The organism is Methanobacterium sp., assembly GCA_012838205.1.
Taxonomy (GTDB): domain Archaea; phylum Methanobacteriota; class Methanobacteria; order Methanobacteriales; family Methanobacteriaceae; genus Methanobacterium.
Genome location: DUPR01000039.1, coordinates 16,011 through 31,428 on the forward strand (window position 1 = coordinate 16,011; position 15,418 = coordinate 31,428).

14 protein-coding genes are annotated in these 15,418 nt (G+C 35.6%); 9 read left to right on the forward strand and 5 right to left on the reverse strand.

Features of this window, described 5'->3' with window-relative positions:
• Positions 1–4: 4 nt before the first annotated feature.
• Together pseC and pseB are read right to left on the reverse strand one after the other, a co-directional pair.
• Positions 5–1,159, reverse strand: coding sequence for a UDP-4-amino-4,6-dideoxy-N-acetyl-beta-L-altrosamine transaminase (gene pseC, locus GXZ72_06360; GenBank protein HHT19165.1), 1,155 nt, complete (start codon positions 1,157–1,159; stop codon positions 5–7).
• Between the two features lie 21 nt (positions 1,160–1,180).
• On the reverse strand, positions 1,181–2,176 hold the full coding sequence (gene pseB / locus GXZ72_06365) for a UDP-N-acetylglucosamine 4,6-dehydratase (inverting) (protein ID HHT19166.1): 996 nt from the start codon (positions 2,174–2,176) through the stop codon (positions 1,181–1,183).
• Positions 2,177–2,431: 255 nt separating this feature from the next.
• Between pseB and GXZ72_06370 the strand changes: the two genes are divergently transcribed.
• The 3 genes from GXZ72_06370 (at position 2,432) to GXZ72_06380 (ending at position 6,617) form a co-directional block, all read left to right on the forward strand.
• Positions 2,432–3,652, forward strand: coding sequence for a hypothetical protein (locus tag GXZ72_06370; protein HHT19167.1), 1,221 nt, complete (start codon positions 2,432–2,434; stop codon positions 3,650–3,652).
• Between the two features lie 157 nt (positions 3,653–3,809).
• On the forward strand, positions 3,810–5,252 hold the full coding sequence (locus GXZ72_06375; GenBank protein ID HHT19168.1) for an oligosaccharide flippase family protein: 1,443 nt from the start codon (positions 3,810–3,812) through the stop codon (positions 5,250–5,252).
• 141 nt (positions 5,253–5,393) lie between these two features.
• Positions 5,394–6,617, forward strand: a complete 1,224-nt coding sequence (locus GXZ72_06380) for a hypothetical protein (GenBank protein HHT19169.1) — start codon at positions 5,394–5,396, stop codon at positions 6,615–6,617.
• Positions 6,618–6,647: 30 nt separating this feature from the next.
• Here the strand turns inward: GXZ72_06380 and GXZ72_06385 are convergent, their stop codons facing one another.
• The 3 genes from GXZ72_06385 to GXZ72_06395 all read right to left on the reverse strand — a co-directional run bounded on the left by GXZ72_06385 (position 6,648) and on the right by GXZ72_06395 (position 8,413).
• The gene (locus GXZ72_06385; protein HHT19170.1) at positions 6,648–7,004 is read right to left on the reverse strand and encodes a DUF2304 family protein; all 357 of its coding nucleotides are present in this window, start codon (positions 7,002–7,004) and stop codon (positions 6,648–6,650) included.
• A 20-nt stretch (positions 7,005–7,024) separates the two neighbouring features.
• Complete coding sequence (locus GXZ72_06390) at positions 7,025–7,684, reverse strand: glycosyltransferase family 2 protein (protein ID HHT19171.1); 660 nt, start codon at positions 7,682–7,684, stop codon at positions 7,025–7,027.
• 153 nt (positions 7,685–7,837) lie between these two features.
• On the reverse strand, positions 7,838–8,413 hold the full coding sequence (locus GXZ72_06395) for a flavodoxin family protein (GenBank protein ID HHT19172.1): 576 nt from the start codon (positions 8,411–8,413) through the stop codon (positions 7,838–7,840).
• Positions 8,414–8,716: 303 nt separating this feature from the next.
• Here GXZ72_06395 and GXZ72_06400 point away from each other — a divergent pair, with 303 nt between their 5' ends.
• From GXZ72_06400 to GXZ72_06425, 6 genes are all read left to right on the forward strand, one after another.
• On the forward strand, positions 8,717–9,970 hold the full coding sequence (locus GXZ72_06400; GenBank protein ID HHT19173.1) for a hypothetical protein: 1,254 nt from the start codon (positions 8,717–8,719) through the stop codon (positions 9,968–9,970).
• 112 nt (positions 9,971–10,082) lie between these two features.
• Positions 10,083–12,071, forward strand: coding sequence for a tRNA guanosine(15) transglycosylase TgtA (tgtA, locus tag GXZ72_06405; GenBank protein ID HHT19174.1), 1,989 nt, complete (start codon positions 10,083–10,085; stop codon positions 12,069–12,071).
• Positions 12,071–12,424: a nascent polypeptide-associated complex protein gene (locus GXZ72_06410; protein HHT19175.1), complete on the forward strand. Its 354-nt coding sequence runs from the start codon at positions 12,071–12,073 to the stop codon at positions 12,422–12,424. Before tgtA ends, GXZ72_06410 begins: the two co-directional genes overlap by 1 nt.
• Positions 12,425–13,168 (forward strand): metallophosphoesterase, encoded by a 744-nt coding sequence (locus GXZ72_06415; protein HHT19176.1) that lies wholly within the window; start codon positions 12,425–12,427, stop codon positions 13,166–13,168.
• Between the two features lie 4 nt (positions 13,169–13,172).
• Positions 13,173–14,195 carry a Zc3h12a-like ribonuclease gene (locus GXZ72_06420; GenBank protein ID HHT19177.1) on the forward strand — a complete coding sequence of 341 codons (1,023 nt, stop codon included), beginning with the start codon at positions 13,173–13,175 and terminating at the stop codon, positions 14,193–14,195.
• On the forward strand, positions 14,196–15,404 hold the full coding sequence (locus tag GXZ72_06425) for a hypothetical protein (GenBank protein ID HHT19178.1): 1,209 nt from the start codon (positions 14,196–14,198) through the stop codon (positions 15,402–15,404).
• Positions 15,405–15,418 lie beyond the last annotated feature (14 nt).

Genomic DNA, 15,418 nt, shown 5'->3' on the forward strand with positions numbered 1-15,418 from the left:
CCAATTAATCTTGATCAAAAGTTTTCATAGATTTGTAAATCTTTTCTATTGCATATTTCAGGTCGTTATCTGTCATTGATGGATACATGGGAATACTGATCTCTTTCTGGTAAAAGTCTTCAGAAACTGGGCATAAGCCTTTCTGGAAACCAAGATTTTTATAGAAAGGCTGTAAATACACTGGGATATAATGAACTTGCACTCCTAAACCTTCTTTCCTCAATTTTGTAAATATTTCTCTTTTTTTGTCCTTCAATTTATCTTTAAGTAGAATGGGAAAAAGATGATAAGAGGATTGACACCTTTTTTTTTCGCTAATAGTGTCAAAATATGGATTATTTTCAAAAGCTTCATTGTATGTTCTGGCTATTTCTCTTCTTCTTTTAACAAACCGGTCCAATTTGTTTAGTTGTGATAGGCCTAATACTGCTTGTAAATCAGTGATGCGGTAATTGTGTCCTAAATAATGCATTTCATAGTACCAGTCACCGTCGGGTTGGTTGATATAATTATTTTTGGTTATGCCATGGGAGCGGAACATTAATAGTCTTTCATAGTACTCTTGCTCATTGGTTAAAACTGCACCGCCTTCTCCAGTGGTTATGTGTTTAACTGGGTGGAAGCTGAAAATAGTCATCTCAGAGTATCTTGAATTTCCTATTTTTTCCCCATTGTATTTTGCTCCAATGGCATGGGCTGCATCTTCGATTATCTTAACCCCTTTGTCCTCTGCAATTTCAGATAATTCTTTTAGATCCACTGGGTTTCCACTGTAATGCACCGGGACTATGAGTTTGGTTTTCTCAGTAATTTTTTCTGAAACCTTAGAAACATCCAAGTTACCGGTTTTGCTTTCAACATCTACAAAAACAGGTTTAGCATTTAGGTATAAAGCTGCATTGGATGTTGCCACGAAAGTATTGGGAGAGGTAATGATTTCATCATTTTTTCCCAGGCCCATGGCAAAATATGCCCCATGAAGGGCGGAAGTGCCTGAATTAAAAGCAACTGCATATTTGGAGCCACAATATTTTGCTAGATTTTCTTCAAATTCGCCTATTTTAGGTCCCTGGGTGATAAAATCTGATTTTAATACATTAACAACTTTCTGGATGTCATCTTCACCTATATCTTGTTTTCCGTATGGTAAAAATTTAATAACAATCACCTTGAACTGGCTTTAATAAACGATGTCGATTGTTTTTAACATTTCCCGAATTTCTTCCACAGAAAGCCACTGTTTATTGTTGTCTGATGAGTATCTGAACCGGTCTTCCACTTTTTTCCCACCAGACTTGTTGTTCAAGTTTTCCCACCAATCAAAATCAGGGTAAATAATGTAATGATCATCATATTCATAGGTTGTTCTGGAGTCTTCCTCAGTGACCATTACTTCATGAAGCTTTTCTCCAGGCCTGATACCAACATCTTCAAATTCACAGTCTTCCTTCATTGCTTTGGCTAAATCTGTAACCTTAAATGAGGGACATTTACGAACATAAAGCTCCCCACCTTTAGCTTCTTGTATGGCTTTTATTACAAGATCAACTGCCTCGTCAAGAGTTATCCAGAACCTGGTCATCCTACTGTCAGTGATGGGAATAACAGTTTCATTTGAATCTATTAAAGACTTGAAAAATGGAATGACCGAGCCACGGCTCCCTGAAACATTACCATACCTTACTACGCTGAAAAGAGTGTCTTTATCACCCACATAAGCGTTTCCAGAAATGAATAATTTATCAGAAACAAGTTTAGTGGCTCCGTAAAGATTTACTGGGTTCACTGCTTTATCTGTGGATAATGCAATTACTTTTTGGACTCCTTTATCTATGGCTGCATTGATAATATTTTCAGCACCATGGATATTTGTTTTAACAGCTTCAATTGGGTTATATTCTGCAGCTGGAACTTGTTTTAATGCTGCTGCATGTATAACAACATCCACACCATCAAAAGCCCTGTATAAACGTTTTTCATCCCGGACATCGCCAATAAAATATCGGAGCTTTTTGTAATGTTCCCGGAATTTGCCTTGCATTAAGAATTGTTTGTATTCATCTCGGGAGTATATGATAATTTTTTTAGGATTGTATTCCTCCAAAACCCTGCTTGTAAATTTCTTACCGAAGGATCCAGTTCCCCCAGTAATTAGGATTGTTTTATTGTTAAGCATTTCTATTACCTCACGATCTTAGATATAAAATTAATTAATAATATTTTTAATTTATAATTAATCTAAATTTTCTTTTGACTTTTTAATGTAGGTTCGGTGTATTTTTCGAGGGATGAAACAGGTGTAATTCTAATTTTTAAGAAATGATTCTTAATCATTCAAGTTCAACATGTTTAAATAATTACAATTTTCAGAATATAAAGTACACCCTATGAATTTTTCCTAGATTATTGGATTGTAAAAATATTTGATAATATGATTCCAAAAGAAGATTTAAGATGGTATCTTTTTGAAGAGAATATAGATTTACACCTAAAAAATGGTCTTATAAATTATGAAGAAAGAGTTATAAGCCATATGAATAAATTCATGACCTATTATCCTTATTTGCGATTATTTGGAATAAAATCCCACTTTTTTTATAATCTTGCTAAATCCAGTGGTAAAGATAAAAAAACAATTCTTGTCCATGATTATTTGTGGAAATATCCTCATATTATCAATGAACTCAAATTAAATTATAACCTAATCTTTTTCGGTTTAAATGTAAGGCCATTCCTGTTTTCTTCTGGTAAAAATGTTCATTACCCTTTGTATGAAATTTATAAAAGCGTATATGCCGGTATAATGAACTCAGATTCTTTTTTATTGGAAGAAGGTTATCTAAACTTAAAAAAGGTACTTAGAAAGATTGACCCCCAATTGATTGTTTTAGATTTTGATTTTTTCCCAGAAACTAGATTGATCTTGTTAGTTGCCAAAGAATTGAAAATACCAACTGTTGAAATACAACATGGTGTTTACTCTGGAGAAAAACAATTAGTTTCTGGCCTATATGCTGACTATGTTTTTGTATGGGGAGAATATTTTAAGAATTTATATTTAAAGTCAAAAATTAAAGAAAAAGAGCAAATACGCATACTTGGGTATCCTTATCCTCTTAATAAACTAGAAAATGTTCAATTTCAAAAAAAAATTATGTACATTGGGCAACCTATGGAATTGTATGGTGATCAATTTTTAAGCTCAAAGATAAATATTATAAATGAAGTTGATGGTTTGTGTAGAGATAACAGATTCCAGTTCACTTACAAACCACATCGGATGGAAGATCTGGATTTATTAAAAAAAGAATTACCTCATGTTAAATTCTATCCAAAAACAGCCAAAATTGAAGACACTATTCGAGAAAATGATATTTTTGTGTCATTTAATTCTACAGCCCTTATTGAGTCTGCTTTGAAATCTAAAATTTGTGTTCAGCTTAAAGTTTTCAACATACCTACTGATGATTTTGAAAAATTGGATATTTGTCGAAGTTTCACTAGCTTATCTGAATTTGATCAGTTTTTAAAAGATTTGGACAGTGCTGATGATCCTGAACGGTTTTATTCCCAAGTTAGCTCAGATTACATTGAGATACCTTCTATCAATCCTGGAAATAAATTCATAGAATTAATAAAGGATATAATTTAATAACATTATTAATCTTAAAAACTGTCTACCTTTATTAACTATTTAACCTTAAATCTAATGATCTTCATCAACTATTATATCCTCTAAAAAAAATATGTTCTATAATTTTACTACGATGTGAGGTATCATTTCTTAAAACTTTCTATACGGTGAAAATTTGAATGAATACAAAATCTTTGTGCAAAGGATTGGATTGGTGGGGATAGCAAATCTCCTGGTTGCATTAAGCTCATTAATCTTATTACCAATATTAACAAAAAACTTTTCAATTGATGATTACGGTATTTGGGTGCAAATAAACACCACCATAGCATTATTACCTAACCTAACCACCCTGGGACTTCCTTACACCATGGTCAGATTTTTATCAGCAGAAACAGATAAAAAAATAATACAGGAAGGTTTTTATTCAATCTTAAGTATGGTTTTAATTTCTACAGTCATCGTAGCTTTATTGTTATTAGTGTTTTCTAAACAAATTGCCTTGGCAATCTTTAATGGTAATGTTAATGTGGCCATCATATTATCGGCAATAGTTTTCCTTGCTTGTTTGAATGCATTGCTACTAAATTACTTCAGAACTTTTCAGGAAATGAAAAAGTATTCCTTCTTTTTATTGATGCAAACATATCTAGGGGTGGTAATAGTATCTTATTTAGCACTGGAGGGCTATAGTATTTATATGGTTGCATTAGGGCTTCTCCTTGCAAATCTTATCACTTTTTTGGCCATGTTTGCTCTGATAATATGGAGTATCGGGTTTAAGATTCCTAAGTTTACCCATATTCGTGAATATTTGTCTTTCGGAGTTCCTACTATTCCCGGGAATTTGTCTTCATGGATAGTTAACTCCAGTGATCGATATGTTATTGGAATATTTTTAAGTGCAGCCTTTGTGGGTTATTACTCTCCCGGTTACACTCTTGGATACAGCATTTCAATGCTTATGGCCCCATTTTCTCTGTTACTGCCCTCAGTCCTACCCCAGTACTATGATAAAAACAATATTGAAAAAGTTTCATCATTTTTAAATTATTCAACGAAGTATTTCCTTTTAATTGCAATTCCATCTGCCTTTGGATTGTCAGTACTCTCAAAACCTTTGTTAAGTGTTTTAACCACACCAGAAATTGCGTTGAATGGATATTTAATTACACCTTTAACTGCTTTAAGCACCCTTATTTTTGGTGTTTATGCCATTATCAGTAACGTGTTAGTATTGGAGAAGAAAACCAAGGTAATAGGATCAATATGGATCATCGCTGCAACATTAAATTTAGTTTTAAACATAGTCTTAGTACCCTACTTTGGAATTATAGCTGCTGCAACCACTACATTATTAGCCTATGTAGTCGCATTTATCCTTACTTTAAGGTATTCTACTAAATTCTTTAATTTTGATTACAAATTTATCCTAAAGAGCATTACCGCATCTACTATAATGTCAGCATTTATTATTTTCATTAATCCCCAGAACCTTATTAATATCATAATTACAATTATTATATCTACAATTATTTACTTTGGTCTAATTTTAGTCCTTAAAGGAATAAAAAAAGAGGAATTTAACTTATTCAAAGCAATGTTTGGAAAGAATTAGATACCTAGTTTTAAGGTAGATTTAGTTATTTGAGGCGGATAAATTAATAAATGGCGGACTAGTCTTAAAAAACCATGGAAAATCATTAGTACTATTTATCAATGATGGATTGTCACCATTAGAAATTAACGATTGATTCACATGATTCCTAAAGAAGAATTAAGATGGTATCTTTTCGAAGAAACCATTGAGATGTTTTCCAAAAACGGTCGCACCCATTATGAAGAACATCGCTATAAAGATCTAAATAGGTTCCTTTCAGATTACTATATTATAAGATCGGTTGGATTAGCAGCTAAAATTTGTTACAAAACTTCTAAGGCTTTTAATAAGCAAAAAAATGATATCTTGGTTCATGATTTGCTCTGCAGATATCCGAGCATTATCAGTGCATTGGAACGCCATTACAATCCCATCTTATTTGGCATAAACATAAAACCTTTTTATAAGTCCTTACCGAGGAAAATCGATTATTACCCTCTTTATGACATATATAAAGTTCTGTATAGAGGGGTATTGGATTATGATAATGATTTAATAATTAAAAGTTACCACCAATTGGAATCAGTCGTTAAAAAGATTAACCCCAAGTTAATTTTATTTAATCATGATTTCACTACTGATGTGAAGCTCATGACTCTGGTTGCCAGCGAACTGGGAGTGCCTACGGTTGAAATCCAACATGGCATGTATTCGGGGAAGGATCGAGTACTTTCTGGTAACAATGTGGACTATGTTTTTGTTTGGGGGAAATACTTCCAAGATTTCTATCTAAATTCTCCCCGAGTAAAAGATAGGAAAATAAAAGTATTAGGATATCCTTACTCTGTTATACCGGAAAGCCATGCTGATTATCATAAAAAAGTCGTATATTTAGGTCAGCCTATGGAAATATATGATAATTCTTATTTAAACAAGAAAAAAGAGATTATTATTAAACTTAATGATATCTGTGAAGATCTGGGTTTTGAATTAGTTTACCGCAAACATTTAAATGAGGATTTGGCTTGGCTAAAAAAGAATTTACCCGGGGTTAAATTCACAACTGAAGGTGAAACACTGACAGAAACTATTAAAAATAATGATATTTTTATTTCTTTTAATTCCACAGCCCTAATTGAGTCAGCTTTAAATAATAAAATCAGCATCCAACTAATTAATTATGACATACCCACCGATGACTTTGAAGAATTAGGCATATGTCGAAGTTTCACCAGTTTAATCAAATTAAAAGAATTTTTAAAAGAACTAAAATCCCATGATGATGTGAAAAGACTTTATAATCCTGTTAATCCGGACTACATAGAAATACCATCACCTAACCCTGGAGCGAAATTCGTTGAACTAGTCGAAGATATTGTATAAGCAAACTAGTTCGTTAGGTATAGTACTTTTTTAGGGTTCATCATCAGATTTTTCACCAAGATTATCTTTGGAGTTTAAGGCTATTTCCCGGGTTAATTGGGTGATTTCTTCTTCTATAGTTTCAATCATGCCATAAATTTTGAAAATCAAATAAAAACAACCTATTAATCCAAATATGAGGATGATGTCCAATCCTCTCCCTATACCGGTTATATTAGACAATATTGAGGTAGTGGTAGGATAAACTGAGAATAATATCAACAGCACCCAAATGGCACCCCACACTAGGAGCATGTTCAGGGACATTTTACCCTCCCTAAATCGCAATAATGATATTATTATGCCAATTATTCCAATAATCCCTCCGATTAATTGATATATTAACACACAAGAACCCCCATTTGTTTTTATTTGAAAATGTTTTTAATTAATTTTGCAAGAATTTTAAGCCCAATTTTAGTGTCAGTACCCTTGGAAAGAGAATAATCAGTGTATATTGTTTCGATTGGAACTTCTATCAGTTTCAACTCTTTTTTTTTTATTTCTCCAATTATTTCAGAGGATACTCCGTAATCTCTAGAGTGTAATTCAATTTTTCCAGCTGCATTAAGGGAAAATGCTCTAAGACCAGACTGTGAATCACCAACATCTATCTGGTAAAAAATTCGGGTGATAATATTCATAACATGGTTACCAAATTTTTTCCGCAATGGCATTTCATGGAAATTCCTAGTCCCAATCACCACATCTGCATCTTTCTTAATTATGGGCTCAACCACTGGAACCAGGTCATCAATATGATGTTGGCCATCAGCATCAAAGGTGACAATCACCATGGGCTTTTCACGAAGAGATGCCTCCAAACCAGTTAGAATTGCAGCACCCAATCCCCGGTTGATAGGATGCCGGTATAGATGTACTTGTTTAGGATATTTTTCCTGAACATGCTTAACAATGGAGGAAGTCTTATCATGAGAACCATCATCAACTACTATTAATTTCAGCCCTTTTGGTAGTAACTCTTCCATCACCTTTCTAATTGTTTGGGCTTCATTGAATGCAGGCATGACTATGAAAATATCTTTCCCATACTTTTCTAAAAAGAGTCCATTGGCACTGGTCAACTAGTTTCTCCTCCGCCCAATGATTTCCATATTCTAATGGTTTGTCTTAAGAAATTTATTTCATATTATTTTATTTAATTATGATATTAATTTCTATTATTTTTTGGAAATTTGGAGTGCCAGTTCAGCCACGTTTTGCCCTAAATTTCGTGAAGTTTCCAATCCAACTTCATCTCCTGCAGCTGAATTTATAGTAGATCCTACACCGGTTCCACCATAATGGGCAAGGGGTGCTCCATCACCAACAATGATCATGTCATGAATTAGCATAAATTGGTGTATTGATGATATAGTGGTTTCCTGACCACCATTACGGGAGCCACCAACACTAATAGCTCCACCAATCTTGTTTTTCAGCTTGAAATCCATGCGAAGAGGTCGTGAACGGTCTATTAACATCTTTAGTTGGCTGGTCACGTTACCAAAATAGACTGGGCTACCCATGATCACACCTTGTGAATCAACTAGTTTACCGAGTAAACTGGGCACGTCATCAAATATTGCGCACTCACCAGTTGATTTGCAAATATCACAAGCAATACATGGTTCAATTTCAATATCTCCCAGATTTATGAGTTCAGTCTCAACTCCCAAATTACTGGCTGCCTTAAGGGCCTCTTTAACTAGGTAATTAGTGTTACCTTCCTTTCGGGGGCTTCCCACAACTCCCATGATTTTAACCAAAAAAATCACTCCTATACATTTTTCTAACCTTTCATGATTTGAATCATTTTGATATTTAAATAAATCATCTATAACATCCTTAATTTTAAGTAGTTGTATGTTTAAACTATATTTTACATTTATAGTTCAACTAACTCTATTTATATTTCAAGACCTTATTTATCATACTAATCTGACTATGAAAATCAGAACAATAATCTAAAAATCAATTATAATTATCTTTCCATTAAAAATCTACTGTATTTAACCCTAAAATGTGGATTAAATAATATAAAATTAGAGTTCATTTTTATGAAAAATTCTGTTGGTAGTCCCTTATATAATCCTCTCACTCCTGAAAAGAGGGTTATTTCATTAGTAAGGGAGTGGTCTGACTCTGAAAAAATGGGTGATTTTAATGCAAGACAATATGCAGCTAATGAAATGAAAAAGTATATGGTGAAAACCGAAGATGGGTCTTTTACTATCCGCTCGGAAGGACCAGATCAAGATTCTGAAACAATGCACACTAGTCACGGTGCTGTGGCTGAGGCTCAAATCAAATATGTTAATCCATTAAGGATAGATGGTAAAAAAGACCTTAAAATACTTGATATTTGCACAGGACTGGGTATCAATGCAGCAGCTGCACTGGAAAAATTCATTGATTATCAGGGTAAATTCCAATTGAAACACATAAAGATAGATTTGGTTGAAGTATCATGGGAAACCTTAGCAACAGCTTTGCTAATTCCCATCCCTTTAAAATCACATGACTACATTAAAAAAGCATTCGAAGACTATCTTATCCAAGAAAATCATCTTACATTTCGAAATGAGGAAAAAAACATTCCCAGTCATGTAGATCTACATGTGCACTGTCAAGATGCTCGGAAGATTACTAAGGGAATTTCTCCATCTAATGAATATGATGCCATCTTTTTGGATCCATTTAGTCCTGCAAAATCTCCTGAACTTTATAGTCAGGAGTTTTTCCAGAAAATCGGTGAATTACTAAAAGAAGATGGTATGATATTAACTTACACTTCATCGGCACCAGTCAGACACGCCCTCATAAATGCGGGTTTAGAAGTGGGAGAAGGACCAGCAATGGGGCGTAGGGGAGGTACAATTGCATCTCCAAGTATTGAAAACATATCAAAACCTTTAAGTTGTGATGATGAACGTATGATCGCCCTATCTGATGCTGGGATACCCTTCCGAGACCCTGGATTAAACAATTTGCCAGAAAAGATTCGAACAAAACGTCAAACAGAACGCAGCCAAGCTAGAGGTAATTATAAACTAGCCTCTACTGTTAAAACACCGGTTTATTTGTTTAAAGAAGTTGATGATGAGGGGTTACAAAAAAGAGTATTAAAGCACTTAAGAAATCTTGGGATAAAAAATCTTAATTCTGATGAGTCACGCTATTTGGTGTGTCCTCAGTTTAAAGAATGCATATGCCACTGCAAACAGAAAAGATTGCCAACATCCAGTGCCCGGATCAAAGAAATGGAGAACCGATTAAAAAGAATCATAACTAATAAAAAGACTGTTAAATAATAGTTGCTCTCTAAATAATAAGAATTCAGCTTGATTTAATTTGCCAAGTGTAGTCAATCAGAATTTTAGTTAGTATATTTTTGTCATATCAAACATTACTATAGGTGAAATATTGAACTTTGAAATAAAATATAAAGATGCCAGGGGACGTTTAGGTATTCTAAAAACTCCTCATGGGAATATCACAACACCCGCACTCATGCCTGTCATACACCCTCGAAAACAGACAATCCAAGTCCAGGATCACGGTGCGCAATTGGTTATTACCAATGCTTATCTTATCTATAAAAATGAGGATTTACGGAAAACAGCCATAAAAAAAGGAGTGCATGAACTTATTAATTTTTCCGGACCAGTTGTCACTGATTCCGGTTCATTCCAACTATCGGAATACGGAGATCTGCAAGTTTCCAATGAGGAAATCGTAAAATTCCAGGAAAAAATAGGTACAGATATTGGCACATCACTGGATATTCCAACCCCACCTGGTGTTAAAAAAGAACATGCCCAAAAAGATTTAGAAATAACCTTCCAAAGGGCAAGGGAGGCACTTGAAGTTAGGAATGAGTTGATGTTGAACTCCGTGGTTCAAGGTTCAACCTACACTGACCTGCGCAGTAAATGTGCAGAAGTTTTAGGAAAAATGGACTTCCAAGTACATCCAATCGGTGCAGTAGTACCTCTCATGGAATCCTACCGTTATAAAGAGTTAGTTGAAGTGGTAATGGCATCAGTGACCCACCTACCAGATTCAAGGCCACGTCATCTTATGGGTGCCGGTCATCCTATGATATTTGCCTTGGCAGTAGCCATGGGTTGCGATCTTTTTGATTCTGCTGCTTATATTCTGTATGCTGAAGATGATAGATTATTGATGCCCAACGGAACCATCAAACTAGAAAATTTGCACGAAATGCCTTGCAGCTGTGAAGTGTGCACTAACTACACGCCAGAACAGTTGCGTCAGATGGAAAAAGCAGAAAGGGTCCAACAAATTGCCAAACACAACTTATTGATTAGTTTTGCTGAGATCAGGCAGATTCGCCAAGCAATTGTTCAGGGTAATTTATGGGAACTTGTAGAGCAACGTTGCCGTAGTCATCCTTTCTTACTGGAAGCACTGCGCACACTCTATAACTACTCTGAAGATCTGGAAAAATATGATCCTCCCTACAAAAAATCAGCATTTTTCTATTCAGGGCCAGAATCACTAAAACGCCCAGAGGTATATCGGCACTTAAAGAAGTTGGATGGGATTTCCCAAAAAAAGAGTGTTTTACTCCTTCCTAGAACTAGAAAACCCTATTCTGAACATTTATATGGTATTCCTCTGCCTTGTTATCAGATTAAAGGTGATGAAAAACTTCAGAATATTCCATTTGACGATTTACAAGTAGCTATCGTTGATGTGCCCTTTGGGGTGATACCCCTGGAACTTGACCAAGTGTATCCACTGGCACAAAATGAGTCACCTGCTAGTTTTGATGAAAATTCACTGCAAATGGTAAATAATGTAGTGCAAAAATATTTGAAAGATTTCAAGACTGCTTTTATCAGTGCCGATGTGGTGGAAACATTCCAACTTCAAAAGAATTACCAGCTTAAAGAGGTACATGAAATACCAGAACCCCTGAAACCAGGGGTTGACGATTATCAAAGGATTAAAATGATAGCTGATTATCAGTTTGGAACTGGTAGTGGAGAAGCCCTTTTTAACCGGGATGTTGACATTGTGAAAAGCAGGAAGACCGGGAAGATTCGCCATGTCTATGATGACCAAGAGCTTATTGCAACTTTACGGGCTAGTGATGGTGTTTTTGTACTGGCTCGTGAGGGTGCTCGTCGCTTGCACAGTTTCCTCCCATACCCCAAAAAAAGGGTAGTTGTTAATCAGGATGCTGAACCATTTGCTCGGGAAGGAAAAAGTATATTTGCTAAATTCGTTATAAATTGTGATATAGATATCCATGCAATGGAAGAAGTATTGATAACCAATGATGAAGACCAATTATTGGCCTTCGGAAAGTCAGTTTTAAATGGAAAGGAGATATTAAATTTCAACACTGGTCAAGCAGTAAAAACTAGAAAAGGAGGCTTTTAATGATACCAAGTGCAGGTATGAATCCAAAACAGCTTAAACAGATGCAAAGGGCCATGAAACAAATGGGCATGGACATGAAAGATGTTAAAGGTGTAAATGAAGTAATAATCAAATTTAAAAACAAAGAAGTAGTAATTAGCAATCCCAAGGTAAATCTGATGAATTTCATGGGCCAAGACACCTATCAGATATCTGGAAAATCAAAGGAAAGAAAAATTGAGGTTGAACTGGTAATTCCTGACGATGATATTGAATTAGTGGCTGCTCAGACCGGAGTAACTACCCAAAAGGCTAAAAAAACACTGGAAGAAACCAATGGGGACCTGGCTGAGGCTATACTGAGGTTAAGTTAAATGGTTTTTGTGGTCCATATTTCTGACTTTCATGTAGGTTCAATATCCTTCCAAGAAGATTTACTCCTACAGTCTGTGGACATTATTAACGATATGGCTCCTGATGCCACTATCATAACCGGAGACCTCACTGAAAATGGTTATTACATTGAAATGGAACAGGCAGCCGATTATATAGAAATGATAAAATCACCCCTTATGGTTGTTCCTGGGAATCATGATGCCCGGCACGTGGGAGACCAGGGTTTCCGTGAACTGATCCGGAACCGTTATGGATGTCACTTGGAAATTGGTGGAATAAAAATTATAGGATTAGACAGTAGTGAACCCGATCTTAATTATGGAAAAGTGGGAAGAGCTCAACAAGCATGGATGGAAAATCAACTTGATGATGCATCTTCCAATGATATGCAAACCATTATTGCCTTACACCACCATATAATACCGGTTCCTCGAACTGGAAGAGAAAGAAATGTTTTAAGTGATGCCGGAGATATTCTCAATTCACTAATAGAAAAAGATGCAGACCTAGTGTTGTCTGGACATAAACATGTACCCCATGTATGGATGGTCCAGAACACAGCATTTGCAACTGCAGGAACAGTATCTTCACTGAAATTGCGGGGAAAGGATCCAGCATCTTTCAACACAGTTAATATAGATGATGATAATATAGAAATCCTCTTAAACACATCCCATGGAAAAAGCAGTTGTCTGGCCAAGTATGAAAATTTATGTAGGTGATTTATTGCAAGTAATTGTTGATGCATCGAATATAGCTCACTTTGGAAAAAAGGATGGGAAACCCAGCCTGAGCAACTTACTTGCTGCAGATGAGGCCCTTCAAAAGTTAGGCTATCATCCAATTCTCATCGCAGATGCATCCCTAAGACATGAAATTGATGAGAAACAAGAATTCAACAAACTCTTAGACGAGGAAAAGGTGCACCAAGTTCCTTCTGGCACCAATGCTGATCACTATATTCTGAAACTAGCTGAAGAAGAAGATGCAAAAATATTATCAAACGATGCATTCAGAGAGTTTTATGATGAATTCAGGGATATTAACAGCCGCAGAATTCCATATAAATTCACCAATGGTAAAATCACCATAGGTAGCTCTGCTAAACCTAAAAAAATAAGGAACATCCTCCAAAAAATTTGTAACCAGACTTTGTCCGAATTTGAGAAAAAAGGATATGATTCTTATAAATTGAAAAAAAACAAGAAGCTGTCTGGTATTGCTGTGGCAAAAGAGGCAATTGACCGAATATCCAAAAGCAAAGATGAAGGAATCGACACTAAACTAGAAGGCATGTTCATGAAGATACCGCTATTTGATAAAGTTATGAAAATGGTGGAAGATGCTGAAAGAACCAGTGATTTTATAATCTTTGTTTTAGTCAGCCCCCGAGACTATCGGGAAGCAGTTCGAAATGCAGGGAATATTGCAGTAACTGTGGGGGACCGTTTAAAATTGGATCACGCTCCACTGGTTGCTGTTCGAAATGATTTGTTCACCAAACCAGGAACCTTTGAACTTAACATTATCTATTCTGATGAAATATTGGAGGAATCCCCCTTCGATGTGAATATAACCATAAATGATCACGATTATTCCTTTGTTAAGAAAAACTCCCGAAATATAGCCAGCACAGTCGCTGCCAGGTTAGGCACTTGGAAATTTCCCATCGTATCAGTAAAATCAAGCATGCTGATGGAAAAACCAGGCCACTATGACATTAACTTGGATAAGGGAGGAGACAATTAAATGGCTGGCAATTACCTTTTGAAAACACTTTTCGGGTTTCTTTTAAATCATCCGGTTTTAAGTATAGGCACCAAATACTATCCAACCAATGAAAAAGAACAAGAATACGTGGAAATGGTTAATTACACCCGTACCATGTTATTGGAGATAGACAAAGCCCATATTACAACTGAAAACATTTTCCAAAACTTATTAAAAGAAGTAGGCACAGGAAACATCCCTGAGAATCGCCGGTTTGTGGAAATAAAACCAGCTGAAAATGATGTTAACGAATACGCTCTCCTAAGCAATATAATAATGGGCAGTGACCGTTATCTCTATGTGGAAGTTTTCAGTGGTTACAAGGGAATAATCGACCAGTTCGTGCAATTGATCAAAAAAGAAAATGGTGTGATTGTAGAAAGAAGCAACACTGAAATTGTATCCCGACTACTGTCTAAAAATGATGCAATACGTGTAGGTATTGAGTTAATTAAAATTGGTATGGAAAAAGAAATTGATGTAAGATCCGCTGTTGGAATGACTGGTGCCGCAGCCATTGAAAGATCCATTAACCTCAACAAACAAATAGGAGAAACATCAGGTGTAGGTTTCACCAAACTAGGTGGTGAATTTGCTATTGTATTTTCAAGCAAACTCACTAAACTCGAAGGAACACCAGCAGTTTACGATAACTATCTTTTCATTGATGTTTTTGACTCAACACAGTTCATAGACGATCAAGGTCGAGATAGACTGGTCGAAATCATGAATGAAATCAAAGACTTCATAGAAAAAGAGTGCAAAGGCAAAATCGAAGGTTACCGTGAAGGTGGGGATGACCTCATAGCCAACCTACCCACCAAAGACGCAGCCCTCCGCGCAGGAATCGATTCATCATGGCATGCTCTTAACAATGGTGCTATGCTCAGAGTAGGGATTGGTAAAAGCCGACGCGAAGCCGGGGAAAGAGCTCAAATGGCTGATGAAATAAAAATTTGGAATAATTCCCCAGTCATGGTTTTCGATCTGGCCGATGGAATTTATGCCTATTACGTCCCATCAGAATTCAGCCGTACAATTGTTGAATTTCTACAAGAAAAACAAGGCAGAGCAGTCCTGATATTTGTCTTTGTTTTCATAGTTACTCTAATAGGATGGAACATTGGACACTGGGAATTTGGCCTGGTTGCCATAGGATTGGCTTTACTTTACGCAATAACCGCCTAAAATTTAGAGGGATA